The following is a 26,467-nucleotide window of genomic DNA, read 5'->3' as shown; positions in this document are numbered from 1 at the left end:
ATCCGCCCTCCCTCCGCACCCGCGCAGGTCACTCGCGCCCGCGCCGGTGCACGGCGAACGCCACGATGCCCAGCAGCGCCAGCACACCACTGCCGATGCCCACCGCGGTCCACGCGCCGTTCGCACCGCCGGCGCCGTTCAGCGCGGCCTGGGTGCTCTCGTGCGCGCCCTTCCCCTTGCCCTTGGCCTTCACGGCGCCGGTGCCGTCGTCCTCGCTCCTGGGGCCGACGAGCCGCCCGACCGGGTCCACCTTGTCCGCCGCCACAAAGCCCCAGTCGAGCAGCTTGGCGGCCTCCTTGTAGGCCTCGTTGTGCTCCTTCTTCTCCGGGTTCATGACCGTGACGAGGAGCTTGCGGTCGCCACGATGGGCGACGCCGGTGAAGGTCGACCCCGCGTTGGTGGTGGAGCCGTTCTTCACCCCCGCGATACCGGGGTACGGCTTGATGTCGTAATCGCCGCTGAGCAGCCGGTTGGTGTTCTGGATGCCGAACGTCGCCCGCTTGCCGCCCTTGCCCTCGTCACCGGGGAACTGCGCACTGGCCGTCGAGCAGTACTCGCGGAAGTCGGCGTTCCGCAGCCCCTCCCGGGCGAACAGGCTCAGGTCGTACGCGCTGGAGACCTGGCCCGGCGCGTCATAGCCGTCCGGGGTCACCACATGCGTGTCGTTGGCGTTGAGGTCCTTCGCACGCTGCTGCATCTGCGCGACGGTGGCCTTCGTGCCGCCGTTCATCGCGGAGAGCGTGTGCACCGCGTCGTTGCCGGACCGCAGGAAGACGCCCAGCCACAGGTCGTGGACCGTATAGCTCAGGTTCTCCTTTATCCCGACGAGGCTGCTGCCGGCGCCCATCCCGGCCAGGTCGGCGGGCTTGACCGTGTGCTTCTGGTTCTTGGGGAACTTCGGCATCACCGTGTCGGCGAACAGCATCTTCAGCGTGCTGGCGGGAGCGAGCCGCCAGTGCGGGTTCTTGGCGGCCAGCACCTTGCCGGACGCGGCGTCGGAGACGATCCACGAGCGGGCCGTCAGGGTGTCCGGGCCCGGCAGCTTCGGGGCGCCGGGCTTCAGCGCCACCTGGACGCCGGGTGTGCCCAGCCGGCCCCCGCCGATCTGCGACATCGTCGACGGCGGCGCGGGGGCCTTGGGATCGGCGTGTGCGGTGCCGGCCAGCAGCGGGGAGGCCAGCAGTCCGGAGGCGGCCAGCGCGGCGGCGGTGCGCAGGGGGAAGCCGTTGCGCACCGCGCGACCGGCGGTGCCGGCCGCGGCGAGGGCAGCCGATGCGGTCGGAGCGGCTGATGCGGCCGGGGCAGGCGATGCGGACGGGGCGGTCGGATCGGTGGCGGCCGGGGAAGCCGGGGAAGCCGGGGAAGCCGTGGAGGCACAGAAGGTCGTCGGCACGTCGGTGAACGTACCCGCCTTTGCCCGGGGCGCCGACAGCACCCCACGGAAGAGTGCCCCTGCCGACCGCCGGATGGAGCCGCTGCCCATACTGGGATGTATGAAGCTCTCTCGCCCCGTGTCCTGGTTCCTGCTCGCCTTCGGGGTGTGGAGCTGGTTCATCTGGATCACTTTCGTCAAAAACCTCTGGAAGGACGGGAGCGGTCTCGCCTTCGACGCCGCGGGTGACCCGACGGCCTACTTCTGGGTGCATCTGCTGCTCGCGGTGGCTTCCTTTCTCTTGGGGACGGCGATCGGCGTGATCGGGTTCCGCGGCGTACGGGCCCTGCGCCGCGAGGCCGCACAGGGCACGTCCGACCAGCCCGCCGCCCCCTCCTCGTCCGCCTCCTGACCCACGGCAACGGGCAGCCGCCGTGATCTTCGCCCTGATCGTGATCCCGGTCCTCGGACTGCTCTACGGCGTGCACCGCTACCTGTGGTGCCGGCTCGTCCGCGACACCACCACACCGCACAGCCGCCCCCGCCGAGCGGGCACCGCCGCAGCCTTCGTCCTCCCCCTGACCGCCCTCGCCGCCCTGCTGGCCGGCCGCGCCGGCGCCCCCTTCCCCCTCCAGCAGGCACTCGCCTGGCCCGGCTTCCTCTGGCTGGCGATGGTGCTCTATCTCACACTGGCCCTGCTGGTGGGGGAGGCGGTCCGGGCGGCGGGGCTCCGGGTACTCGGCGAGGAGGAGGCGGGCGGGGGGACGGGGGCGGGGGGTGCGATGGCGTCGGGCGATGGGATGGCGTCGGGCTTTGGGGCATCGCCGAACGCCGGGATGCTGCCGGGCGCCGGGGCCCCGCCGGGTGAAAGGACTCCGCCAGACGCCGGGACTCCGCCAGATGTCGGGACATCGCCAGACGCAGAGACGCCATCGGATGTCTCTCCGTCCCCCTTGCCCTCCCCCTCCCCCTCTCCCTCCCCCTCTCCCTCCCCTTCCTCCGCGCCGACGCTCCTGCCGCCCGGCACCCCCGCCCTGCCGCCGCTCGCCGTGTCGCCCCGCCGGCTCTTCCTCGCCCGGGCGGTCGCCGCCGGTGCCACCCTCGCCGCCACGGCCGCCGTCGGCTACGGCACCGTGACCACCCTCCGCGGCCCGGCCATCAAGCGCGTCACCATCCCCCTGGCCAAACTGCCCCGCGCCGCCCACGGTTTCCGGATCGCCGTCGTCAGCGACATCCACCTGGGCCCGATCCTCGGCCGCGCCCACACCCGACGGATCGTCGAGGTCATCAACCGCACCGACCCCGACCTGGTGGCCATCGTCGGCGACCTGGTCGACGGCAGCGTCGCGGACCTGGCCCCGGCCGCCGAACCGCTGCGCGGCCTGCGCTCTCGATTCGGCGCATATTTCGTCACGGGAAACCACGAGTATTACTCGGGCGCCGCCCAATGGGTCGACCACGTACGTGAATTGGGCGTACATCCGCTGGAAAATGCACGTACGGAATTGCCCGGTTTCGATCTCGCAGGCGTCAACGACCTCGCGGGCCGGACCGAACACGCGGGCCCGGACTACGACCTGGCCCTGAGCGGACAAGATCCCTCCCGCGCCGTCGTCCTGATGGCCCACCAGCCGGTCACCATCCACGACACCGTGCGGTTCGGCGTGGACCTCCAGCTCTCCGGCCACACCCACGGCGGCCAGATGTGGCCCTTCACCTACGTCGCCGCCGCCACCAACCCCACCGTCGCCGGCCTGGAGCGCTACGGTGACACCCAGCTCTACGTCACCCGCGGCGCGGGTGCCTGGGGACCACCGGTCCGGGTGGGGGCACCACCGGATGTCACGGTCGTCGAACTCGCGTCCCTGCGGGCGTGACTGGGCCCCGGACGAGTTGCGCTACGCAGGTAACAACCCGTCGACAAACTTCGGTCGCATCGTGCAATAAATCGTACACATTCCGACATTCGATCTTGCAGTGAAGGCCGTCAACTCCCTAGTCTTGTCAGTCTTTACGCTGCCCATACTGCAGGCTTCGTCGGCCTGTGAGATGGGCCAACGGGGGAGTGGAACCAGTGGGTGAGCAGTTCAGGGTCGACCTCGACGAGCTCGACAGTGTCGTGCGCAAACTCAAGCAGCTGCGCGGCGACATGGACGAGCCCAGTCAGAAGATGAAGTACAGCACCCACATCCCGAAGTCGGCGTTCGGCTCCAGCTTCAACGAAGCCGAAGAGATTTCTGCGTCGCACGACAAGATGCAGGAGTACATGTCCCAGGTGATCACTGCGCTCCACAAACTCATCACTGAGTTCGGGGACAAGACCGAGCGCAGCCGGGGCGCGTACGAGGACCAGGAGCAGGAGACCAAGGCGTCCATGCGGCAAAGCGGCTAGGTCCACAGTAGAACGAACGCCAGGCTGACGATCAGGGGGAGGCCATGTCAGACACGCCCACGACTTCCGGCAACGAAGAGTACGCGAAGACGATCAAGGAAAAGAACCGAAAAGAGCAGATCAAAGAAGAGTTCGGTTCGCACAAGGTTATTCCGAAGTCCAACTCAGACTTCCATCACCACGGGCTCGACGCGCTCCGGGCAATGGTCAAGAATTCCAACCCGGACGCTATTGAGAGTGCAGGCGATCACTGGCGCGCGTCGGCTGACCTCCTTGCAGGTGAAGACGGACGCGGCGGCGTTCGTAAGGCGTTCATGGACGCTGTCGACCATGCCTCGGCGCACTGGCACGGCGCCGCGGCGGATGCCTTCCGGCGAGAATCGCAAAAGGTTCTGTCCAGGATCGACCGGACCTACGGCCACGCGCGGAATGTTGAGACTTCCCTCATCGGAAGCCGCGGGTCTGGGGCGAAGGGCAGCATTTCGCACAGCCTGCGTGAAGCCAAGACGGCCATGTCGAAGATCGAGGATGCCGGAGACGTCGAGGGCTTCTTCGACACCAACGGCAAAGACGGCGATGACGCTCAGTTCCATAAGGACATGGCCAACCCGAAGATGGACGCCAAGATGGCGCTTGAGCTCAACCGGGACAGTCTCTCCCTGAGTAAAGAGCGTCAGGTCGAAGCGGTCATCGTCATGGAAGAGCTGGCGAACAACTACCGGGCACACCCTCCGAATTTTTCCGGCGAAGGCCCCCCGCCCGGATCCGGCCATGACTGGCCCACCGAGCCGAGGGAGCCTGCGCACCCGGCGCCCGTCAATATGCCGACTCCCGGCGGCCCGCGCGTTAAGCCGTCCAAACTTTCCCCGCACGCGCCGAGCGGCCCGAGCGCGCCGTTCGATCCAGGTAAGGGGCACATCAGCCCGTCGTCTCCTCCCGTGCGGACGGGCCTCGATGGCCTGCACAACGGCACCTTGACGCCGGCCAACCCGGTTACCCCCGGCGGCCCTCCCATCGGCGGTGGAGGCCACAGTGTCGGTGGAGGTGGCGGCGGTTCGACGGGCATGCCCGGCGGAATGATGCCCGTTCTGCCTGGCAAGGGCGGCGGTTCCGTGGGGCCCGTCGGCGGTAGCCGCGGCGGTGCCATGGGTGGCCGATCCGGAGCGAGCCGTGCGGGTATGCCCGGTGGATCCGGAGCGAGCCGTGCGGGTATGCCCGGTGGATCCGGAGCGGGGCGTGCGGGCATGCCCGGCGGCGGCATGGGTGGCGGAGCCGGAGGCGGCGCCGGCCGCGGTGGTGCTGCTGGGCGCAGCGGTGCGCAGGCCCGTACCCGTGGCGGTATGGCCGGTAAGCCGGGCACGCCCACGGGTGGCGCCAAGCAGGGCGGCTCCGGGCTGCACCGCAGCCGTGGGGGCACGAAGGCCGGCCAGGGCATGGCAGGCGCCCCTGGAGCCAAGGGGAACGGCAAGGGGGAGAAGGAGCGCACCACCAAGCAGCGCCCCGATTACCTGATCGAGGACGAAGAGACGTGGACTCCGCAACGTAATGTGGCGCCGCGAGTCATCGAGTAGGACGACGGACGCCGACGACGCCGTCGGTGTGAGGGGGTGCTCCGTGCGTCCTCGTAACGGAGCACCTCGTCAGGCGGTCATCATCCGCCCGGAACGGAAGCAATGAGGAGCAAGGCATGAGGGTCACACGAACTCTGCGCGCGACCATCGGTGCTGCGCTGACCGGAGCGCTGTTTCTGGCCACGGGCGGCTCGGCGGTAGCGGACCAAAACAGGGACGCTCAGTGGCCGTTGACCGCCTTCGGCGCCCAGGACATCTGGAAGAAGGCCACTGGCAAGGGTGTCACTGTGGCTGTCATTGAGAAGGCGTTCCGTACCACCCATCAGGACCTCACGGGCCAGTTCCTCCCGGGCAAGGACTTTCCCAACTCGTCGAGTGACGCCGGTCCGTATCTGAAGCCGGGCGAAGACCGTCGTGATCACGGTACCGGAATGGCCGGTCTCATCGCCGGGCATGGGCATGGCCCGGGTGGCTCTGCAGGTATGAAGGGGCTGGCGCCCGGGGCGAAGATTTTGCCCTTGACAGCGGACAAGATGGGCCCGAGCGCAACTCGCTATGCGGTGGATCACGGCGCCGACGTCATCAATATGTCTTTCGGGGCGGACCCCAATACGCCAGACGTGTGTGAATCAATCCATTACGCAGTGGAAAAGGGCGTCGTGGTGGTGGCGGGTGTCGGCAACGATGGGACGTCGGAGAAGCACTTGCCGGCTGCCTGCCCCGGTGCGATCGGCGTCGGCGCCGTTGATGAGTACGGGAAGGTCTGGTCGATGAGTAACTACAACTCTGCTGTCGATCTCCTTGCGCCCGGTGTGGATGTTCCGGTCCTTAGCGGGAAGAGCGATTCTCGCTATACCAAGAGTGAGGGTACTTCCGTTGCCACCGCCTACGTCACCGCCGCAGTAGCCCTGCTCCGCGAAAAGTACCCCGACCTCACTCCGGGGCAAATCGCCAACCGCCTTGTGAAGACGGCCAGTCTGACCCCTTCCGTAAAAAAGAAGCACCTCAAGCTTCCTGATGATCATTACGGGTATGGCTACATCGTTCCCGAGGCGGCCCTGAACGAGAACATCCCCGCGGGCTCCGCGCAGGGCCCCCTGCCCATGCCGAAGGGAAAGGCATCCAAGACGCCCGTCACCGCCGGCGTGGAAAACGGACCGAACCCGAATGCGCCCATGGGCAGTGGCGACAAGCTCCTGATCTTCGGTGGCATCGGTGCCGGCGCGCTGGCCGTCATCGGGGCCGTCGTCGCCATTGTGGTGTCCCGTCGCCGCAAGAGCGCCAGCAGTCAGAGCTGGGGCTACTGAGGCAATCCTCGAATCCTTTGAGGGCTGTGTAAAGGAGCTCAACGGACCCCGGGCGGCGCTGGCACATGTCCGGGCGGCACCATGACCCCGATGGAACCCTGCCGCCCGGACAGCACAGCGACAAGGAGCCAAGCATGAGGGTCCCCCGAACACTGCGTGCGACGGTGGGTGCCGTGCTGACCAGCGCGCTGCTCATCACCGCGGGCGGTACCGCCTCCGCAGACCAAACGCGCAAGGATCTGTGGCCGTTGGAGGCGTTCGGGGCCGGGCAGCTGTGGAAGGACGCCACCGGCAAGGGCGTGACGGTGGCTGTGCTCGACACGGGCTTTCGGGAGACCCATCAAGATGTGAAGGGGCAGTTCCTTCCCGAGCCGTATTTCGGGAAGGCGACTCAGGCGGAGGGGGCCAAAAACCTCAAGCCGGGGGAGTACGTCCTCGACCACGGTACCGGCATGGCGGCGATCATCGCGGGTCACGGCCATGGCCCGGGGGGCTCTGAAGGCGTCAAGGGGCTGGCGCCCGAAGCCAAGATCCTTCCGGTGCCGGAGTACAAGAACACTGGGATGGCCACGCGCTGGGCCGTGGACCACGGTGCCGATGTCATCAATATGTCCTATAGCGAGGGTCGTTCGGCTGACACCTGCGAATCCATCCACTACGCAATTTCAAAGGGCGCCGTGGTGGTGGCCGGTATGGGTAACGACGCTGCGACCGAGAAGAGCTATCCGGTGGGCTGCCCAGGTGTGATGGGTGTCGGTGCGGTCGACCAATACGGCAAGTCAGCCGAGTTCAACAACTACAACTCCGACATGGACTTGCTCGCGCCCGGGGTGGCGATCCCCGCCGCGACGGGCAGGAGCGACGCGAGCTACCACACCGAGAACGGCAACTCGGGTTCCACCGCCTACGTTTCCGCCGCAGCCGCCCTCCTCAAGGAGAAGTACCCCGACCTCACTCCCGGCCAGATCGCCAACCGGCTGGTGAAGACGGCCGGCCTGCCCAAGGACCAGAAGGGCCTCAAGCTCCCGGACGCGCACTACGGCTACGGCTTCATCCAGCCCGGCCCCGCCCTGCGGAAGGACATCCCCGAGGGCTCCAAGGAGGGCCCGCTGCCGATGCCGAAGGGCAAGGCGTCCTCGCAGTTGGACGTGGGTGCGCCCGACCCCGACCCGCCGATGGGCGGCAAGGCGGCGTTGAACCGGGCCCTGCTCTACGGCGGCGTCGGCCTCGGTGTTCTGGTGGTCGTCGGTGGCGTCGTCGCCATCGTCGTGGCAACCCGTCGCCGCAAGAACGCCGGCGGCCAGAGCTGGGGCTGAGGCGCCCGCCGCAACCGCCGGGGTGCGCCGCCGCGGCGGTCGAACGCGGGCAGCAGCCGAACGCAGGCAGCCGCCGAATGCGGGTTGGCGACGAACCCAGGCGGCCGCTGAATGCGCGTTGGCGCCGAACGAGGGAGGCCGCCGAACGCAGGCGGCCGCCGAGCTCAGGGCGGCGCGGATATCGACCACGCGGGACCGGGGAAATTCGGACGACGCCACCCCGGGCGCCCTGTTAGCTTCCCAGGTCATGGACCCCGTAGGTGAAAAAGCAATACGTGCCTCGTTCGTCAACTGCTCTAAGGGTGAGGCGAGCAGGATCCATCTGCCGGCCGGGCTGGCCGAAGTCCCCTGGGGTGACCTGGACTTCCTGGGATGGCGTGATCCGGGGGCGCCGGACCGGAGCTATCTGGTCGCGCCGCGGGGCGACGGGATCATCGGCGTGACGCTGCGGGTGCCGCAGGGCGTGCGGCGGAGTTTTACGAAGACGACGGTGTGCTCGGTCTGTGTGACCGGGCATCCGGGGTCCGGCGTCAGCCTGCTGGCCGCGCGCCGGGCCGGTCCTCTGGGGCGGCAGGGCAACACCGTCGGGACGTATCTCTGCGCCGACCTTGCCTGCTCCCTCTACGTCCGGGGGCGCAAACGGTCCCAGCTCGCCGGGCGGCATGAGGAGACGCTGCCGCTGGAGGAGCGGATCGCCCGTACCGTACGGAACCTGGACGCCTTCCTGGACAAGGTCCTTGAGGGCGAGCGATAGGGGACAGCTCCACAGCTCAACTCGACACGACAGTAGTTGAGTTGCAGCGTTTCGACGGCCGCCGGGATGCTACCCGTGGGTTTCGGTTGCGGCAATCCACCCGTCGGACAGATCCTCGTGTCCACGCCGTGAGGGGAGCGGCGCAGAGGCAGGGGGGCGATGTGCTGCGAGTGCACTTCACCGCGCAGGATCTGGTGCGTACGCGAGTGGCCGACGGTGCCGACCCGCTCTGGGAGACGGTGCTGAGCCTGCACAGCCTGCGGGAGGACCGGACCGATCCGGCGCTGGCGGCCTGGCGGCAGCACGCCGTACGGCACGGGCCGGGGCCGCTGCGGACGCTGTTCGCGCTGGTCCCGCCCTTCGGGTACTTCCCGGACTTCCTCACGCCGGCCGCGTCCCAGTACGGGATCGAGTCCGGTCTGGAGGCCGTGATGAGCACGCCGCGCCGGCGGCTGCGGACCGAGCTGACCCGGCTGTCGGGGCACCGGGCGCTGCCGGGATGGGCGCGCGGCATCGGCGAGGGGGAGCCGGCCGCACTGCGGCAGCTCGCGCGCAGCCTGCGGACGTACCACCATCTGGCGGTGGCGCCGGCCTGGCCGCGGATCGCCGAACGGGTCGGCGCGGACCGGGAGGTGCGCAAGCAGGTGCGGGTGCAGTCCGGGGTGGAGGCGATGCTGCGGACGTTCGGGGCGCCGATGCGCTGGCGGCCGCCGGTGCTGGAGGTCGGCTATCCGGTGGAGCGGGAGCTGCACCTGCGGGGGCGGGGCCTGGTCTTCGTCCCCTCGTACTTCTGCTGTGACCACCCGCTGGCGCTGGTGGACGAGGCGCTGCCGCCGGTGCTCGTGTACCCGGCGCCGGTACGGGAGACGGCGGACGGACAGGCCGAAGGGCCCCGCCCCCGGGGATACGGAGGCGAGGCCCTTCGGGACGTACCGGCGCTGTTCGGCGGCCGGGTGGTCGGAACCCGGACCGCCGCCAGGCGCTGAGCGCTGAGCGGTCTCCCGCCAGGCGCTGAGCGGTCTCCCGCCAGGCGCTGAGCGCTCAGCGGTTCCCCGCTGCCCGTCAGAAGCGACGGGTGATCAGCGCGCGCTTGACTTCCTGGATGGCCTTGGTGACCTCGATACCGCGCGGGCAGGCGTCCGTGCAGTTGAAGGTCGTCCGGCAGCGCCAGACGCCGTCCTTGTCGTTGAGGATTTCGAGCCGCTGCTCGCCGCCCTCGTCACGCGAGTCGAAGATGAAGCGGTGCGCGTTGACGATCGCCGCCGGGCCGAAGTACTGGCCGTCGTTCCAGAACACCGGGCACGAGGACGTGCAGGCGGCGCACAGGATGCACTTGGTGGTGTCGTCGAAGCGCTCGCGGTCCTCGGCGGACTGGCGCCGCTCACGGGTCGGCTCGTTGCCGGTCGTGATGAGGAAGGGCATCACGTCCCGGTACGCCTGGAAGAAGGGCTCCATGTCGACGACAAGGTCCTTCATCACCGTGAGGCCCTTGATGGCCTCGACCGTGATCGGCTTCTCCGGGTTGATGTCCTTGATCAGCGTCTTGCAGGCGAGGCGGTTGCGGCCGTTGATGCGCATGGCGTCCGAGCCGCAGATGCCGTGGGCGCAGGAACGACGGAAGGTCAGCGTCCCGTCGAGCTCCCACTTGATCTTGTGGAGGGCGTCCAGGACGCGCTCCTTGGGGTCGATCTCCAGCTGGAAGTCTTCCCAGCCGGCGTCCTCCGAGACCTCCGGGTTGAACCGGCGGATCCGGAAGGTGACCGTGATCAGGTGCGAAGCGCCGTCCTCGGCCGCGTCCAGTGCCGCGGAGTGCTTGTCGAGAGTCGGGGTGCTCATCAGTACTTACGCTCCATCGGCTGGTAGCGGGTCTGCACGACCGGCTTGTAGTCGAGGCGGATCGACTCTGCGCCGTCTGCGCCCACCTCGCGGTACGCCATGGTGTGCCGCATGAAGTTGACGTCGTCGCGGTTGGGGAAGTCCTCGCGGTAGTGACCGCCGCGGGACTCCTTGCGGGCCAGCGCCGACACCGCCATGACCTCGGCCAGGTCGAGCAGGTTGCCCAGCTCGATGGCCTCCAGCAGGTCGGTGTTGAACCGCTTGCCCTTGTCCTGGACGGACACGTTCAGGTAGCGCTCGCGCAGCTCGCCGATCTTCTCGACCGCGGTCTTGATCGTCTGCTCGGTGCGGAACACCATCACATTGGCGTCCATGCACTCCTGCAGCTCCTTGCGGATCTCGGTGACCCGCTCGGTGCCGTTGGCGTTGCGCAGCCGCTCGACCTGGTCGATGACCTGCTGCGCCGGGTCCTCGGGGAGCTCGACGAAGTCGGCCGTGGCCGAGTACTCCGCCGCCGCGATACCGGCCCGGCGCCCGAAGACGTTGATGTCCAGGAGCGAGTTGGTGCCCAGGCGGTTGGCGCCGTGGACCGAGACACAGGCCACCTCGCCGGCCGCGTACAGGCCCGGCACGACGGTGGTGTTGTCCGCCAGGACCTCACCCTCGACGTTGGTCGGGATGCCGCCCATGGCGTAGTGCGCGGTCGGCTGGATCGGGATCGGGTCCGTGTAGGGCTCGATGCCGAGGTAGGTCCGCGCGAACTCGGTGATGTCCGGGAGCTTGGCGTCCAGCTGCTCCGGCGGCAGGTGGGTCAGGTCCAGGAAGACGTGGTCGCCCTCCGGACCGCAGCCGCGGCCCTCGCGGATCTCCGTGTAGATGGAGCGCGAGACGACGTCACGCGAGGCGAGGTCCTTCATGACGGGCGCGTACTTCTCCATGAAGCGCTCGCCGTCCTTGTTGCGGAGGATGCCGCCCTCACCACGGGCGCCCTCCGTCAGCAGGATGCCCATGCGCCAGATGCCCGTCGGGTGGAACTGGAAGAACTCCATGTCCTCCAGCGGCAGCCCGCGGCGGTAGGCCGCGGCCTGGCCGTCACCGGTCAGGGTGTGGGCGTTGGAGGTCACCTTGAAGAACTTGCCGGTGCCGCCGGAAGCGAAGATGATCGACTTCGCCTGGAAGACGTGGATCTCGCCGGTGGCCAGCTCGTACGCCACGACGCCCGCGGACTTCTTGACGCCGTCGACGTCCTGGAGCAGCAGGTCGAGCACGTAGAACTCGTTGAAGAACTCCACGCCCTCCTTGACGCAGTTTTGGTACAGCGTCTGGAGGATCATGTGGCCGGTGCGGTCCGAGGCGTAGCAGGACCGGCGGACCGGGGCCTCACCGTGGTTACGGGAGTGACCGCCGAAGCGGCGCTGGTCGATCGTGCCGTCCGGCGTGCGGTTGAACGGCAGGCCCATCTTCTCCAGGTCGAGGACCGAGTCGATGGCCTCCTTCGCCAGGATCTCGGCGGCGTCCTGGTCGACCAGGTAGTCGCCGCCCTTGATCGTGTCGAAGGTGTGCCACTCCCAGTTGTCTTCCTCGACGTTGGCGAGGGCGGCAGCCATACCGCCCTGGGCGGCGCCGGTGTGGGAGCGGGTCGGGTAGAGCTTCGTCAGGACCGCGGTGCGGCTGCGCTTGGTCGACTCGATGGCCGCGCGCATGCCCGCGCCACCGGCGCCGACGATGACGGTGTCGTACTTGTGGATCTGCATGGTTCCAGTCAGCCCCGGCTTCAGGAGATGTTCGGGTCGAAGGTGAAGATCACCAGCGTGCCCAGAAGGACGGTGAAGACCGTCGCGGTGTACAGCAGCATCTTCAGCCAGAAGCGGGTGTTGTCCCGCTGCGCGTAGTCGTTGATGACCGTACGCAGGCCGTTGGCGCCGTGCAGCATGGCGAGCCACAGCATCAGCAGGTCCCAGACCTGCCAGAAGGGCGAGGCCCAGCGGCCGGCCACGAACGCGAAGCCGATCTTGGAGACGCCGCCGTCGAGGACCAGCTGGATCAGCAGGTGGCCCAGCACCAGGACGACCAGCACGATGCCGGACAGCCGCATGAACAGCCAGGCCTGCATCTCGAAGTTGCCGCGGGAAGCGCTCCCGGTCTTCTTGGTGCGCTTGCGCGGCGCCTCGATGACCGGCGCCGGGTGATCCACGTCGTAGAGCGAGGCGCCGTCGGTCGCCTCTGCGGAGGTGGTTTCAGCAGACATCTCGCGTCAGCTCCCGAACAGCGTGCGCAGGGTGTGCTGCAGCACGGGGTAGAAGGCACCGGCCATCAGTACGACCCAGACACCGACGACCGTCCACAGCATCTGCTTCTGGTACTTCGGGCCCTTCGACCAGAAGTCCACGGCGATGACCCGCAGGCCGTTGAGCGCGTGGAAGAGGATGGCGGCCACCAGGCCGTACTCCATCACGTTGACGATCGGCGTCTTGTATGTCGCAACGACGTTGTCGTACGCCTCAGGGGAGACGCGTACGAGAGCGGTGTCGAGGACGTGAACGAACAGGAAGAAGAAAATGAGGACGCCGGTGACTCGATGAGCCACCCAGGACCACATGCCTTCCCGGCCGCGGTACAGCGTTCCAGCCGGCACGGAAGAACCCTCCGGGAGCGGGGATTAGGGCCGCGCCGGCTTCTCTGTCGGTCGGGCCCGGCCGGGTATGGTCCACCGGCCGCTCGTCATCGTATCGACGAGCTGTCGGTTCCTCGCGCGGGGGTCCTTAGGTGTGATCAAACAGGCACCAACGGGCTATCACGCAAGAACGGACCGGGGCTTTCCGGTCAAATGCCATGATTCGTTACCGTTCGGAGCTCATCAGCCGGATCAGCCGGCCGCGGGCCAGCCGGCGCAGCTCCTCCGCGGCGATCGTCCGCTCCTCGTCCGGCTCATTGCCCAGCCGGGTGCGGATGCCGGACAGCACCTGGTCGAGCAGTTCCTCGTCGCGGTAGCCGTCCAGGCAGATGACGAAGACATGACGGAACCGGCGCTCGTACTCGGCGTGGGCGGCGCGCAGCGCGGTGTGGGCGGCGAGGGTGCCGGGCCCGCGGGCGCCGACGAGCGGCTGCGGGGAAAGGGACTCCTCGGCAAGCGCCTCGTCCAGCTCCGCCGCCGTCAGGTCGTAACAGGCCTCGTCGGAGGCGGCGAGCAGGGACTCCGTATCCGGGTACGGGCGGTGCGCGGCCACGCGCTCGGCCCAGCGGCGGCTGCCGCAGCAGCTCAGGAGCGCGGTCAGGGTGTCGTCACGGCTGAGGGCGTTGAAGCGGCCGAGCCCGATGTCCTCACGGCGGGGGCGGGGCAGGGCGGAGCCGGGGGCCCGCGACGATATGCCGCACCACGGGGGCTGCACAGGACGCAGCGTCGTCGGCCGGGCGGCCGGGGTGTCACCGGACAGCGTGGGCTCCTCGGACGGATGCGAATGGATCTCTTCGACGGGTGCGGGACGGACGACTGACGGAAGCTGGGGGGAAGCGGACCGAAGCCGGGACGCGAAGCGGCGGCGGATGTGACGGTGGTGCCTGTGGATCACCGCACCCCGGCGGTATCCGGTGGTTCCGGGAGGGCCCTGTGAAGGGGGTGACGACTGGAACCGCCACGCTAACGACGCTTGTCGTTCGCTGTCCGAAGGATGCGCGAATTTCACCCGGATGAGAGAGCTTTCGCGCGTTCGGTGGACGACCGGCTCCACACACCTGGCAATGCCTTCGCCCCGAAAAGTGAGGATTGCACGATGTCGAATCCGATGCGGCCGCCGCGCGCCCCGCGGCCCTCGGCCTTGCTGCGCCCCCTGACGAGGCCCAGGGCGTGGACGGGCCCGGCGGCCCGGCCCGCGCTGTCGGCCGCGGCCCTCACCGGTGCGCTGCTCCTCTCCGGCTGCTCCGGCACCGCCGACACCGAGCCGCCCGGGAGCACCAGCGCCAAGATGAACCCCTCGCCTGCCGGCACTCCGACATGGGCACCGGTCACCGGAAAGCCGCAGGTCATCCCCGCCGTCCGGGAATTCCGGTCAGCCGACGGGCGCGGCTGGCGCCCGTCCAAGGGCGCCCGGGTGGTGGTACCGGCCGGCGAGAAGAGCAATGTCGCCGACGAGGCCCAGCGGATGGCGAACGACCTCGGCCTCGGCATCGTCTACGGCGACCAGGAGGTACGGCCCGGCGACATCGAGGTGAAGCTGACGGGCAAGAACACCGACAACAACGTCCCCGTGAAGAGCGCCGCCGACGAGGCCTACACCCTCAAGGCCGCCGGGACCAAGCTCACTCTCACGGCCCCCACCGACGCCGGAATTTTCTACGGCACCCGCACCGTCAAGCAGGCCGTACGCGCCGCCGGCGGACTTCCCGAGGGCACCATCGAGGACCGGCCCGACCGCCCGCAGCGCGGAATGTCGCTGGACAACGCCCGCAAGCCGTTCAGCCAGAACTGGATCGAGGCCCGGCTGCGGGAGATCGCCGACCTCAAGCTCAACCAGTTCCAGCTGCACTTCTCCGACGACCAGGGCTTCCGCATCCAGAGCGACACCCACCCCGAGATCGTCTCCGCCGACCATCTCACCAAGGCCCAGGTCCGCCAGATCATCGCGCTCGCGCGCACCCTGCACATCTCCGTGGTCCCGGAGCTGGACTCGCCCGGCCACCTGGGCGCCGTGCTGGCCCACTATCCCGCCCTGCAGCTGCGCAACGTCCAGGGCCGGGTGATCCCCGGGGCGATCGACATCTCCAACCCCAAGTCCGCCCCGCTGATCGACTCGCTGCTGAAGGAGATGAGCGAGCTCTTCACCAACCCGAAGGGTGCCCCGGCGTACTGGCATCTGGGCGGCGACGAGTACCAGGCGCTGATGTCGTCCTCCCCCGCCACCAAGTACCCGCAGCTCGCGAAGGCTGCGCGGCAGAAGTACGGGTCCCGCGGCACCATCGAGGACCTGACGACCGGCTGGCTCAACGACCGGCAGAAGACCGTGGAAGCCAAGGGCAAGAACCGCATCGAGGCCTGGAATGACGGATTCTTCGCCGGCGGCGTCGTGAGCGCGCCCAAGAGCCGGATGGTCGACTACTGGACCGGCACGGAGGCCGGCAAGCGCGACCCCGCGGAATACCTCCACGAGGGCCGCAACGTCCTGAACTTCAACGACGCGTTCCTCTACTACGTGCTCGGCGAGCCCAACCAGTTCACCTATCCGACCGGTCAGCGGATCTACCAGAGCTGGACGCCGATGGTCCTCCGCGGCACCCGGCCGGTGGCGGTGCCCGCGAACATGACGGGCCCGGACCGCATCCCCGGAGCGCGCTTCGCGATCTGGTGCGACCGGGCCCAGGCGCAGACGGTGCAGCAGGTGGCGGCCGGGATCCGGCTGCCGCTGGCGGCACTGGCGCAGAAGACCTGGGACCCGCGGACGCCGGCCCTGTCCTGGGCGGAGTTCAAGGCGCTGGCGGGCCGGGTGTGAGAGACCGGATACGAGAGCGGACCCGGTAAGAAACGGGTGAGAGAACACGAGGACGGCCGGGGCCGCCACCCCCCACAGGAGAGGCCCCGGCCGTCGTTCGCGAAGAGCCTGTGACGGCCCTCTATCCGGTACAGCGCCAGACGGCGCGAAAGCGTCACACGGGGTACGGGGAGAGGTACGGCTCGTGGTCCGGATCCGGGGCGGCGAGGGGGTGGCCAGGGGGTGGCCAGCGGGTGGGTGCAGGGCCGGCGGTGGTCTGGAGGCAGGGCCGGCGGTGGTCTGGACGCGGGGCCGAACAGGCCCGTAACGTGCGGTTCCGCGCCGGTCGCGCACGGTGCCGAACCGTCGGGCATGGCTGGAAAAGGCCGTCCTTCCGGGGAGTCCCGAGGGGTCCGTCCCGGGGGATTCCCAGGGTTCCCGAGGGTTCCGTCCCGGGAGTTTCCGGGGGGCCGTCCCGGGAGTTCCCGGGGGTCCGCTCCGGGGGTTTTCGAGGGGTTCGTGCGTGCACGTCGCCGGAGCGCCGGTCGCTCGGTGTCCTGCGCTGTTCGACTCCGTCGTAGGGGCCGGTGCACCTGTCCCGGGTTCGGATCGTTCACCCACACGGGATACGGTCTGCGGGAACATCCGGGTTACCGGCGGTTTCCGGCCTGCCGCGGCCGGCGGCGCACGGTGGCCCGCCCGGGCTCCGGGACCGTACGGACGGGCGCCGCCCGCTCGAACGGCGCCGGAACGGGGAAGCAAGCCGGTGGTACGGCGAGCGAAGCAGCAATGCAGCAAGGACCGGGCGGCGGACATTCCGCGTGCGACAGGATGGACCCGTGCGAGGGGACGACATTCAGCCGGACGACCGTCGGCTGACGGTGGCCGTGCAAGCGGCACAGGGCGGTGACGAGGCGGCGTTCCGTACCGTCTACCGCGCCGTACATCCCCGGTTGTTGGGATATGTACGGACCTTGGTGAGCGAACCGGACGTGGAGGACGTCACGTCCGAGGCCTGGCTCCAGATCACCCGCGACCTCTCCCGCTTCAGCGGTGACGCCGACCGGTTCCGCGGCTGGGCCGCCCGTATCGCCCGCAACCGCGCCCTCGACCACATCAGGATGCGCGGCCGGCGGCCGGCGATCGGCGGCGACGAGAGCGAGCTGGCCGACACCCCCGGCGCGTCCGACACCGCGGGCGAGGCGCTCGAAGCGCTGGGCACCGGCCGCGCCATGCGGCTGATAGCCGGGCTGCCGCAGGACCAGGCCGAGGCGGTGGTGCTCCGGGTGGTGGTCGGACTCGATGCCAAGAACGCCGCCCAGGTGCTCGGCAAACGGCCCGGCGCGGTGCGCACCGCCGCACACCGCGGACTGCGGCGGCTCGCCGAACTGATCGGCGACGAGCCGGACCGGACCCAGGACGGACCTCGGGACGGACGCCCGGACGGACCGCGGGACGGACCTCGGGACGGACGTCAGGGCAGTGGCCGGGGTGGCGGGGAAGACGGCGCCGGCCAGGGGGAAGGAGTCCCCTCGCGGCGGCCCGCACCGGGCCCGCCCGGAGGTGGCGGGACAATGAACGGAGTGCCCGTACAGGGCAGAAGACGCCGCGACGGCGTGGCGGAATCGTACGTACCGGGTGTGACGGAAACGGCCGCACGAACGCAGAAGGACATGTGATGGCCGACGACCGGTACAACTGGCTCGACAAGGACACCGCGGAGCAGCTGCTGCGCGGTGAACCGGTCAGTGCCCGGCACGGCGACGGTGCGCGTGAACTCGAACAGCTCCTGGAGGCCGCCGCTGCGGTCGCCGCCAGGACACCCGAAGCCGCGCAGCTGCCCGGTGAGGACGCGGCCGTCGCCGCATTCCGTCAGGCCGCCCACCGCGGCTCCGGCGCCCGCCACCGCACCGCCGCCGACCCGTTCCAGGACGGCGTGCGCACCGCCCACACCGCAGACCTCGCCGAACGCACCCGGCTCGGCCGCCCCTTCCGGCGCGGCTTCGCCGTGGCCCTCGCGGCCTGCGCCATCGGCGGCGTCGCCGTCGCGGCCGGTACCGGCGTCCTGCCCAGCCCCTTCCGGGGCGGCGACCCGGCACCCGCCTCCAGCGTCTCCGCCGCGGAAACCCCCCGGCCGTTCCGCACCGGCGAACCCGGCGCCCAGACCGACGGCACCACGGCGCAGACCCCCGATGCCACCCCCGGCCGGCCGGACACCCGGCCCTCCGGGCCCCCCACGCCCGGCACCAGCCCCGGCGCCGGCGGGAGACCCGGCGGCACTCCGAGCGGCGGCACGGGACCCGACCACGGCAAACCCGGTGGCACCGCCACCGATCCCGGCCGCGGGGGCACGAAGAATCTCCTGCTCGCCCTCTGCCAGAACTACGAGTCCGGCAAGCGCGGCACCATGGACCGCGACACGCTGCGGCGCCTCGAACGCAAGGCCGGCGGACCGGACAAGGTGCACGCCTTCTGCCGTGCCTACCTGGCGCGGTACCAGACCGGCGGCGGCTCGGGCGGCGACGGGCTCGTCGGCGGCATCGGCGGCGACACCGGCGGATCCGGCCAGAGCAGCGGCGGCTCCGGCGGCGACGAGGACGACGAAGGGCACCCGGCCCAGCCTCCCGCCGCCACCCCCGGCTCCGGCACGTCCACCCCGGCCCCCGGGCCCTCGGCAACCGCCCCGGCCCCCGGAGACGCCACGCCCAGCGGAACCGCCGACGGCCCGGTGTGACGTTTTTTGAACCCGTGGCGCAGTAATGAGTGAGCCGACTGGTCATCGGCTGCGCGACGAGCCGGGGTTCCCCCCGTACCTACGGCTCAGCGCATCTGGCGCGGGCGGGGCACGTTCCCCCGGCCCTGCCCGCGCCCTCTCTTTGCGCCTAAGCCGGCGCCACCCCTCTTTGCGCCTAAACCGGCGCCGCTCTCGCGGATGTGGTTGCTGCGGGTGGGGGTTGCTCAATTTTCGCTTCGGTCAGAGATTTTGGGTCGGGCCGTGGGGAAACTCGGGGATTCAGTGGAAGACGACCACCTTGGTGCCCTTCTTCGCTGTGCTGAACAGGGCGGCAATCTTGGTCTTGTCGCGGACGTTGACGCAGCCGTGTGAGGCGCCGCGGTAGCCGCGGGCGGCGAAGTCCGCGGAGTAGTGGACGGCCTGGCCGCCGCTGAAGAACATCGCGTACGGCATGGCCGTGTGGAAGAGCGTCGAGACGTGATGGCGGCTCTTGAAGGTGAGCGCGAAGACGCCCTCGCGGGTGGGGGTGTACTGCGAGCCGAAGCGGACATCCATCGCCGAGACGACCCGGCCGTCGACCATCCAGGTGAGGGTGTTGCTCCGCTTGCTGATGCAGATCACCCTGCCCGTCATACAGCGCGGGTCGGGGGTGCCGACCGGCCTCGTGGTGGGCGGGTAGAGCTCGGTGTGCGACGGCGTGCGGGTGTGGGACCGCAGCGCCCTCCAGGCCGTGGGCTGCACGGTGCCCGTACGGGGCAGGCCCTGCCGCTGCTGGAAGGCGCGGACCGAGGTCGCGGTCACCGAGGCGTAGTAGCCCGTCGGGGAGTGGTCGAAGAGGCTCAGCTGGGCCAGCCGCGCCTGGAGTTCGCGGACCTGCGCGCCGCGCGAACCGGTTGCCATGAGCGGACGGCGGGCCGGTGGCGCGTGGTGGGCGGTGCGGTGCGGGCGCGGCGGGGTGGCGTGCCGGTCCGGGGCGGGGGGTGCGTGATGGCCGAGCGGCGGGGGAGCGGGGGAGGTGGGGGCGTAGCGGGCGCCCGCGCTGTGGGGCGAACCGGCTCCGGTGACCGTCACCGGGCGGCAGCCCATCGCCAGCGCCGCCACCACCAGCACCGCGGCCACCGCAGGCGCCGTACGTCTTCCACTGCTCCGCTGCATGCGCAACCCCCGGATCTCGGCGGCCCGACCGGCCCTCGGAGACTCTTCCCAGCGCTGCGGGACGGCGAACCTGCGGGCATGCTGTGAGCACGGCGTAAACCCGGTCGAACCGGTCACCAATTGGGAGGCGTGCACCCATGGCGCACGAGTCGGGCAGTGAGCGGTACAACGAGAGCGGCCTGCCGATCGAGCCGGTGTACGGGCCCGGGGCGCTGGACGGCTGGGACCCGGAGCGCAGCCTCGGCGCGCCCGGCAGCTACCCCTTCACCCGTGGCGTGTATCCGTCGATGTACACCGGGCGGCCATGGACCATGCGGCAGTACGCAGGCTTCGGCACCGCGCGCGAGTCCAACGCCCGCTACCGGCAGCTGATCGCCCACGGCACCACGGGCCTGTCGGTCGCCTTCGACCTGCCGACGCAGATGGGCCACGACTCGGACACCCCGATCGCCTCGGGCGAGGTGGGCAAGGTCGGCGTGGCCATCGACTCGGTCGAGGACATGCGGGTGCTGTTCGGCGGTATCCCGCTGGACAAGGTGTCGACGTCGATGACGATCAACGCGCCCGCCGCACTGCTGCTGCTCCTCTACCAACTGGTGGGGGAGGAGGAAGGGGTGACGGCGGACCGGCTGAACGGGACCGTGCAGAACGATGTCCTCAAGGAGTACATCGCCCGGGGCACCTACATCTTCCCGCCGCAGCCGTCGCTGCGGCTGACCGCGGACATCTTCCGGTACTGCCGGGCCGAGATCCCCCGGTGGAACTCCATCTCCATCTCCGGCTACCACATGGCCGAGGCGGGCGCCTCGCCCGTGCAGGAGATCGCCTTCACTCTCGCCAACGGCATCGCCTATGTGCGGACCGCGGTGGCCGCCGGGATGGACGTCGACGACTTCGCGCCGCGGCTCTCCTTCTTCTTCGTCGCCCGTACGACGCTGCTGGAGGAGGTCGCCAAGTTCCGGGCCGCGCGCAGGATCTGGGCCCGGGTGATGCGGGAGGAGTTCGGCGCGAAGAACCCCAAGTCGCTGATGCTGCGGTTCCACACCCAGACGGCGGGGGTGCAGCTCACCGCCCAGCAGCCGGAGGTGAACCTCGCCCGGGTCACCCTCCAGGGGCTCGCCGCCGTGCTCGGCGGCACCCAGTCGCTGCACACCAACTCCTTCGACGAGGCCATCGCCCTGCCCACTGACAAGTCCGCCCGCCTCGCGCTGCGCACCCAGCAGGTGCTCGCCTACGAGACCGATGTGACCGCCACCGTCGATCCGTTCGCCGGTTCCTACGCCGTCGAGTCGATGACGGACGACGTCGAGGAAGCGGCCGTGGCGCTGATGCGGCGGGTCGAGGACATGGGCGGTGCGGTGGCCGCCATCGAGCGGGGCTTCCAGAAGGAGGAGATCGAGCGCAACGCCTACCGCCTGGCGCAGGAGACGGACGCCGGCAAGCGGGTCGTGGTCGGCCTCAACCGCTTCCAGCTCGACGAGGAGGAACCGTACGAGCCGCTGCGCGTCGACCCGGCGATCGAGGCCCGGCAGACCGAGCGGCTGGCCGTGCTCCGGGAGCGCCGCAACGCCCGGGCGGTGTCGGCAGCCCTCGATGACCTGCGCAAGGCCGCCGAGGGCACGGACAATGTCCTCTATCCCCTGCGCGAGGCACTGCGGGCGAGAACGACGGTGGGCGAGGTGTGTGATGCGCTGCGGGGGGTGTGGGGGACTTATGTTCCGACGGATGTGTTCTGAAGGGGCAGTTGGAGGCATTTGAGAGGGAAGGTCAGGGTGCGGGACCGGCCCGGTGAGGGGCCGGGGTGCGGCGCCGGCCGGGCGGGTGCGGGAGCTTGTGGGCGTCGAACTGGGGTGAGTCAGACTGGTGTCATGTCGTCCCCCCGCCGCACGTGCCCCGTCTGCACCCGAGAGATCGCCGTTGTCGGCGGCCGCTTCGCCCGCCATGACCCGCCCGGGCGGCGGACGGTGCTGGAGCTGATTTCCTGTCCGGGGTCGCGCCGGATCGCGCCGATGATGGCGCCGGCGGAGAAGTTGTTCGACCCGGAGGAGCCGCCGTTTCCGGGGCAGCAGCCGTTGTTCTGAGCAGGAGCCGTTGTTCTGAGCAGCAGCCGTTGTCTGAGCCGGGAGGTCGCCGGGTGTACGGCCGGTGGTGGTGCCGGAGTGCCGCCGGGGGGACGGCCGGTGGCGGTGCGGTGGGACTCCGGGCCGGTGTGCAACTACGGTGCCAGGACGTCCAGTTCGGCCATGGCGCCCGTGGTGATCTCGCGGGTCAGGGACTCCGCCCGCGCCGCGTCGCCGGTGCGTACCGCCTCGGCGACCTGGACGTGGAGGGTGACCGCGGCCGGGTCGGGGTCGGTGAACATCACATGGTGCTGGGTGCGGCCGGTCAGGACGGCGGCGACCACATCGCCGAGCCGGGCGAACATCTCGTTGCCGGAGGCGGTCAGGACGACGCGGTGGAAGGCCGTGTCGTGGACGAGGTAGGCGTCGAGCTGCTGGCCGCGTGAGGTGGCGACCATGCCCATGGCCTGTTCGGTGAGTTCGGCGCACTGCGCGGGGGTGGCATGCCGGGCGGCGAGGCCCGCGGCGACCGGTTCGATCGCCGAGCGCAGCACGGTCAGCGAGCGCAGCTGCCGGGGACGGTCGCGGCCGGCCAGTCGCCAGCCGATCACCCGTGGGTCGTAGACGTTCCACTCCTCGGCCGGGCGGACGGTGACCCCGACCCGGCGCCGGGAGGCGACCAGTTGCATGGACTCCAGTACCCGGATCGCCTCGCGGATGACCGTGCGGGAGACGTCGAAGCGCTGCTCCAGCTCGTCCGTGCGCAGGACCGTGCCCGGAGGGTAGTCGCCCGCGGTGATCGCGGGCCCCAGGGACTCCAGTACACGGGCGTGCAGTCCCTTCCCCTCGTTTTCCATGGGGCAAGCCTACGTTCCCGCACCCCGGCCAATTAAGTATGACGTTTGCATCACAGGCTCTTGAATACGTCGTACCTAATGGGTTTCAGTGGGGGCCGCACGAGGTCGATGAAGACAGCGAGGTACCACGGGATGAGCACCCCCGACGTGATCGTCGTGATGGGCGTGGCCGGCACCGGCAAGACCACCATCGGCCCGCTGGTGGCCGCCGGACTGGGCGTCCCGTATGCCGAGGGTGACGACTTCCATCCGCCGGCCAACATCGCCAAGATGTCGGCCGGTATCCCGCTGGACGACGCCGACCGCGGCCCGTGGCTGGACGCCATCGGCGCCTGGGCCAACGAGCGGGCCGGGCACGGCGGAGTGGTCAGCAGCTCCGCGCTCAAGCGTGCCTACCGCGACCGGCTGCGCGCCGCCGCCCCCGGAGTCGTCTTTCTGCATCTCACCGGGGACCGCGCGCTGATCGAGGAGCGGATGGCCGGGCGCCGGGGCCACTTCATGCCGGCCGCGCTGCTGGACTCCCAGTTCGCCACGCTCGAACCGCTCGGGCGCGAGGAGGCGGGCGTCGCCGTGGATGTGTCCGGCAGCCCGGAGCAGATCGCCGGGCGCGCGGTGGCCGCACTGCGGGCGATGACCGCGCCGGCTGGATAGGCCCGGCGGCCCCACCCCTACCCCTGCCCCCACCCGCACCCCTCCTCAGGGCCGTCCCACCAGCAGCACCCCTCTCCCCCTCCCGTCCAACCAAGGGAATCGCCGTGACACATCTCAGCGTCGAGATGCTCGCAGCGGATGCGACCGAGCCGATCACCTCGGCCGGTCACGCACAGCTGGGCATCGCCGTCCTGGCCGGCATAGCCGTCATCGTCCTGCTCATCACCAAGTTCAAGCTGCACGCCTTCCTGTCGCTGATCATCGGTTCGCTGGTGCTCGGCGCGGTGGCCGGTGCGCCCCTCGACAAGGCGATCACCAGCTTCTCGACGGGGCTGGGCACGACGGTCGCGGGCACGGGTGTGCTGATCGCGCTCGGTGCCGTCCTCGGGCGGCTGCTCGCCGATTCGGGCGGCGCGGACCAGATCGTCGACACGATCCTGGCGAAGTCGGGCCGGTCGGCGATGCCCTGGGCGATGGTGCTGATCGCCGGGATCGTGGGGCTGCCGATCTTCTTCGAGGTCGGCATCGTGCTGCTGATCCCGGTGGTGCTGCTGGTCGCCAAGCGCGGCAACTTCTCGCTGATGCGGATCGGCATCCCCGCGCTGGCCGGACTGTCCGTCATGCACGGGCTGATACCGCCGCACCCCGGCCCGCTCGCCGCGATCGACGCCGTCAAGGCGAACCTCGGCATCACCCTCGCGCTCGGTGTGGTCGTCGCCATTCCGACCGCGATCATCGCCGGCCCGGTCTTCTCCCGTTACGCGGCCCGCTGGGTGGACATCCAGCCGCCGGAGAAGATGGTGCCCGAGCGCGCCTCTGACGACCTGGAGAAGCGGCCCGGCTTCGGGATCACCGTGGCCACCGTGCTGCTGCCGGTGGTGATGATGCTGGCCAAGGCGCTGGTGGACATCGTCGTCGACGATCCGGAGCACACGGTCCAGAGGGTCTTCGACGTCGTTGGCTCACCGCTGATCGCGCTGCTCACCGCGGTGCTCGTCGCGATGTTCACGCTGGGCCGGGCGGCCGGGTTCACCCGCGGCCGGATCGCCACCACCGTCGAGAAGTCGCTCGGCCCGATCGCCGGGGTGGTGCTGATCGTGGGCGCGGGCGGCGGCTTCAAGCAGACGCTGGTGGACGCCGGTGTCGGCCAGATGATCCTGGACGTCTCCAAGGGCTGGAACATCTCCGCGCTGCTGCTGGCCTGGCTGATCGCGGTCGCCATCCGGCTGGCGACCGGCTCCGCGACGGTGGCCACCATCTCCGCCGCCGGACTGGTCGGCCCGCTCGCCGCGGACATGAGCACCACCCACGCCGCGCTGCTGGTGCTGGCCATCGGGTGCGGCTCGCTGTTCTTCAGCCATGTCAACGACGCCGGATTCTGGCTGGTCAAGGAGTACTTCGGGATGAGCGTCGGCCAGACGCTGAAGACCTGGTCGGTGATGGAGACGCTGATCTCGGTCGTCGGGATCGGGTGCGTCCTGCTGCTCTCGCTGGTCCTCTAGCTCCAACGCCGTTCAGTTAGGGCGGGCTCGGTGGTGTCAAGGGCTGCTTGTGAGCATGGTGATGCTGATGGTGGCCTTGTAGGTGGTGCGGTCGATGGCGGGTCCGCGTGCGTTGTATTTGGAGATTGCGCGTTTGACGATGCGGTCTTTGGTGCGGACCCGCCTGGCCGGCAGGAGGTGAGCCAGGACGTGACGGCCGATGGTGCCGACGAGATCGATGTCGGTGCCGGTGATGACGCCCGCGGCCAGGACAAGTTGGTCTCGGGCAGCGGCGAGGGCCGTGGTGAAGCCGGCCCGGTCCGGGTCGGTGCCCGGGGCGCTGTCGGTGGCGTCGGTCATCGCAGTGCGTAATGCCTGGTAGGCGGTCAGCAGGGCCCAGACTTCCTGTTCGATGCCGTCGGGAGTGCGGGCCCGCAGGACACGTCCGCCCAGAGTCGTCGACTTCAGCTCGGCGTAGGCGGTCTCGATCTCCCAGCGCTCGTGGTAGAGCCGGACGAGTTCACCAGCCGGGTGGGTGGCCGGGTCGGTAAGGGTGGTCAGCAGCCGGTAGTGGCCGGTGCGGGTGCCCTGGGCAGTGCGGATGGTGATCTCGGCGTCGATGACGCGCATGGTCAGCGGTCCGATCCGGGTCAGTACCGAGCCGTCGTGGCAGCGGGCCACCGCGGGCAGTTTCCGGTTGGCCTTGCAGCGGACGAGCAGATGGGTGCCGGTGGCGGCCAGTTGGTTCAGCAGGGCGGCGGAGGAGAAGTTCCGGTCGCCCAGCAGCAGCATTCCGGGCCGCAGGCTGTCTGCCAGGCAGCGGGCGTATTCCAGCTCGCCATGCGTGGCCGGGCCGAACACGGCCCCGATCACCGACCGGGTGCCGCAGGCCACCAGCGCGGCCAGACGCAGTTGCGGGTAGCCCGAGGTCCCGTTGCCGAGCCGCTGCCGGGTGAACACCGCGAGGTTGGCCGGGCAGTCCGGGACCGGCAGCAGGGTGCCGTCAACCGCGACGACCCTCAGTCCCCGCCACCGCCCGGCGGCAGCGGTCGTGGCCGCGGGTCCGCTCACCAGGTTGAACAGCGCCTTCATCGGTGCCGGACCCAGCCGCTGGCGGGCTTGGCGAAGAGCACTGCCGCTGGGCCGGAGCAGCGGCAGGCCCGCCAGCCCGGCGCACAGCCGGTCGAAGACCTGCTGGTAGCCCAGCCCGTTGAAGAGTGCCGCGGCCGGCAGCAGGTACACCGTGACCCGCGCCGGCACCAGCCGGACCCTGCGCTGCACCGCACCGGTCTCCGCCAGCACCGCATCGACCATCTCGAACGGCACGATCCGGGTCAGCTCACCGATATGCCCCGGCGCGAACACCCCGGCCGCTACCCGGGCCGTCCTGGTTATGGCAGCCTGTTCCAACAGCGGAGCTCCCGTAGTGAGGATGTCTTGGAGGACAGCCCTCTTCTACAGCAGCTCCGCTGCCTCGTTCACCAGCCTTGACGAACGACCTCCGCGCCTAACTGAACGG

Annotated in this window: 24 protein-coding genes; 15 read left to right on the top strand and 9 right to left on the bottom strand. The window is 69.9% G+C overall.

Going from position 1 to position 26,467, the window contains the following annotated elements; translation table 11 throughout:
* Positions 1–28 precede the first annotated feature (28 nt).
* Positions 29–1,483: a D-alanyl-D-alanine carboxypeptidase family protein gene (locus OHS81_RS13245; RefSeq protein WP_328384980.1), complete on the bottom strand. Its 1,455-nt coding sequence runs from the start codon at positions 1,481–1,483 to the stop codon at positions 29–31.
* Between the two features lie 10 nt (positions 1,484–1,493).
* On the opposite strand from OHS81_RS13245, the gene OHS81_RS13240 reads away from it, so the two are divergent.
* The 8 genes from OHS81_RS13240 (at position 1,494) to OHS81_RS13205 (ending at position 9,698) form a co-directional block, all read left to right on the top strand.
* The gene (locus OHS81_RS13240; protein WP_328384979.1) at positions 1,494–1,784 is read left to right on the top strand and encodes an SCO4848 family membrane protein; all 291 of its coding nucleotides are present in this window, start codon (positions 1,494–1,496) and stop codon (positions 1,782–1,784) included.
* Between the two features lie 22 nt (positions 1,785–1,806).
* Positions 1,807–3,249: a metallophosphoesterase gene (locus OHS81_RS13235; RefSeq protein ID WP_328384978.1), complete on the top strand. Its 1,443-nt coding sequence runs from the start codon at positions 1,807–1,809 to the stop codon at positions 3,247–3,249.
* A gap of 197 nt (positions 3,250–3,446) precedes the next feature.
* A complete protein-coding gene (locus tag OHS81_RS13230; RefSeq protein WP_328384977.1) occupies positions 3,447–3,764 on the top strand; it encodes a hypothetical protein in 318 nt (105 codons plus the stop codon).
* A 44-nt stretch (positions 3,765–3,808) separates the two neighbouring features.
* A complete protein-coding gene (locus tag OHS81_RS13225) occupies positions 3,809–5,335 on the top strand; it encodes a WXG100 family type VII secretion target (protein WP_328384976.1) in 1,527 nt (508 codons plus the stop codon).
* A gap of 116 nt (positions 5,336–5,451) precedes the next feature.
* Entirely contained in the window at positions 5,452–6,642 is a 1,191-nt protein-coding gene (locus tag OHS81_RS13220; RefSeq protein ID WP_328384975.1) for a S8 family serine peptidase, read from the top strand.
* A gap of 134 nt (positions 6,643–6,776) precedes the next feature.
* On the top strand, positions 6,777–7,958 hold the full coding sequence (locus OHS81_RS13215; RefSeq protein WP_328384974.1) for a S8 family peptidase: 1,182 nt from the start codon (positions 6,777–6,779) through the stop codon (positions 7,956–7,958).
* A 247-nt stretch (positions 7,959–8,205) separates the two neighbouring features.
* Positions 8,206–8,712, top strand: coding sequence for an FBP domain-containing protein (locus tag OHS81_RS13210; protein WP_328384973.1), 507 nt, complete (start codon positions 8,206–8,208; stop codon positions 8,710–8,712).
* Positions 8,713–8,873: 161 nt separating this feature from the next.
* On the top strand, positions 8,874–9,698 hold the full coding sequence (locus OHS81_RS13205; RefSeq protein ID WP_328384972.1) for a hypothetical protein: 825 nt from the start codon (positions 8,874–8,876) through the stop codon (positions 9,696–9,698).
* 76 nt (positions 9,699–9,774) lie between these two features.
* Here the strand turns inward: OHS81_RS13205 and OHS81_RS13200 are convergent, their stop codons facing one another.
* The 5 genes from OHS81_RS13200 to OHS81_RS13180 all read right to left on the bottom strand — a co-directional run bounded on the left by OHS81_RS13200 (position 9,775) and on the right by OHS81_RS13180 (position 13,937).
* Complete coding sequence (locus OHS81_RS13200; protein WP_328384971.1) at positions 9,775–10,548, bottom strand: succinate dehydrogenase iron-sulfur subunit; 774 nt, start codon at positions 10,546–10,548, stop codon at positions 9,775–9,777.
* Positions 10,548–12,302, bottom strand: a complete 1,755-nt coding sequence (gene sdhA / locus OHS81_RS13195) for a succinate dehydrogenase flavoprotein subunit (protein ID WP_328384970.1) — start codon at positions 12,300–12,302, stop codon at positions 10,548–10,550. The genes OHS81_RS13200 and sdhA overlap by 1 nt, the downstream gene beginning before the upstream one ends.
* A 20-nt stretch (positions 12,303–12,322) precedes the next feature.
* A complete protein-coding gene (locus OHS81_RS13190) occupies positions 12,323–12,796 on the bottom strand; it encodes a succinate dehydrogenase hydrophobic membrane anchor subunit (protein WP_088799575.1) in 474 nt (157 codons plus the stop codon).
* A gap of 6 nt (positions 12,797–12,802) precedes the next feature.
* Positions 12,803–13,183, bottom strand: a complete 381-nt coding sequence (gene sdhC, locus OHS81_RS13185) for a succinate dehydrogenase, cytochrome b556 subunit (RefSeq protein ID WP_030066793.1) — start codon at positions 13,181–13,183, stop codon at positions 12,803–12,805.
* 205 nt (positions 13,184–13,388) lie between these two features.
* Positions 13,389–13,937, bottom strand: a complete 549-nt coding sequence (locus OHS81_RS13180; RefSeq protein ID WP_443058695.1) for a 2-oxo-4-hydroxy-4-carboxy-5-ureidoimidazoline decarboxylase — start codon at positions 13,935–13,937, stop codon at positions 13,389–13,391.
* Between the two features lie 381 nt (positions 13,938–14,318).
* Here OHS81_RS13180 and OHS81_RS13175 point away from each other — a divergent pair, with 381 nt between their 5' ends.
* The 3 genes from OHS81_RS13175 to OHS81_RS13165 all read left to right on the top strand — a co-directional run bounded on the left by OHS81_RS13175 (position 14,319) and on the right by OHS81_RS13165 (position 18,744).
* Complete coding sequence (locus OHS81_RS13175) at positions 14,319–16,031, top strand: beta-N-acetylhexosaminidase (RefSeq protein ID WP_328384969.1); 1,713 nt, start codon at positions 14,319–14,321, stop codon at positions 16,029–16,031.
* Between the two features lie 818 nt (positions 16,032–16,849).
* Entirely contained in the window at positions 16,850–17,689 is an 840-nt protein-coding gene (locus OHS81_RS13170; RefSeq protein ID WP_328384968.1) for an RNA polymerase sigma factor, read from the top strand.
* The gene (locus OHS81_RS13165) at positions 17,689–18,744 is read left to right on the top strand and encodes a hypothetical protein (RefSeq protein ID WP_328384967.1); all 1,056 of its coding nucleotides are present in this window, start codon (positions 17,689–17,691) and stop codon (positions 18,742–18,744) included. Before OHS81_RS13170 ends, OHS81_RS13165 begins: the two co-directional genes overlap by 1 nt.
* Positions 18,745–19,023: 279 nt before the next feature.
* Here OHS81_RS13165 and OHS81_RS13160 read toward each other — a convergent pair whose 3' ends face one another.
* Positions 19,024–19,899 carry a L,D-transpeptidase family protein gene (locus tag OHS81_RS13160; RefSeq protein ID WP_328384966.1) on the bottom strand — a complete coding sequence of 292 codons (876 nt, stop codon included), beginning with the start codon at positions 19,897–19,899 and terminating at the stop codon, positions 19,024–19,026.
* A gap of 137 nt (positions 19,900–20,036) precedes the next feature.
* On the opposite strand from OHS81_RS13160, the gene OHS81_RS13155 reads away from it, so the two are divergent.
* Together OHS81_RS13155 and OHS81_RS13150 are read left to right on the top strand one after the other, a co-directional pair.
* Entirely contained in the window at positions 20,037–21,635 is a 1,599-nt protein-coding gene (locus OHS81_RS13155) for an acyl-CoA mutase large subunit family protein (protein ID WP_328384965.1), read from the top strand.
* Positions 21,636–21,767: 132 nt separating this feature from the next.
* On the top strand, positions 21,768–21,980 hold the full coding sequence (locus OHS81_RS13150) for a hypothetical protein (RefSeq protein ID WP_129294538.1): 213 nt from the start codon (positions 21,768–21,770) through the stop codon (positions 21,978–21,980).
* A 134-nt stretch (positions 21,981–22,114) separates the two neighbouring features.
* Here OHS81_RS13150 and OHS81_RS13145 read toward each other — a convergent pair whose 3' ends face one another.
* Complete coding sequence (locus OHS81_RS13145; protein ID WP_328384964.1) at positions 22,115–22,816, bottom strand: FadR/GntR family transcriptional regulator; 702 nt, start codon at positions 22,814–22,816, stop codon at positions 22,115–22,117.
* A gap of 132 nt (positions 22,817–22,948) precedes the next feature.
* On the opposite strand from OHS81_RS13145, the gene OHS81_RS13140 reads away from it, so the two are divergent.
* The gene (locus tag OHS81_RS13140) at positions 22,949–23,467 is read left to right on the top strand and encodes a gluconokinase (RefSeq protein WP_328384963.1); all 519 of its coding nucleotides are present in this window, start codon (positions 22,949–22,951) and stop codon (positions 23,465–23,467) included.
* A 104-nt stretch (positions 23,468–23,571) separates the two neighbouring features.
* On the top strand, positions 23,572–24,969 hold the full coding sequence (locus tag OHS81_RS13135; RefSeq protein WP_328384962.1) for a GntT/GntP/DsdX family permease: 1,398 nt from the start codon (positions 23,572–23,574) through the stop codon (positions 24,967–24,969).
* Positions 24,970–25,005: 36 nt separating this feature from the next.
* Here the strand turns inward: OHS81_RS13135 and OHS81_RS13130 are convergent, their stop codons facing one another.
* Positions 25,006–26,358, bottom strand: coding sequence for an IS4 family transposase (locus tag OHS81_RS13130; protein WP_328384961.1), 1,353 nt, complete (start codon positions 26,356–26,358; stop codon positions 25,006–25,008).
* Positions 26,359–26,467: the final 109 nt, after the last annotated feature.

The organism is Streptomyces sp. NBC_00400 (genome assembly GCF_036048035.1).
Classification (GTDB): Bacteria; Actinomycetota; Actinomycetes; order Streptomycetales; family Streptomycetaceae; genus Streptomyces.
The sequence above is the reverse complement of the archived record's forward strand: the minus strand, read 5'-3'. Positions and strand labels throughout refer to the sequence as shown.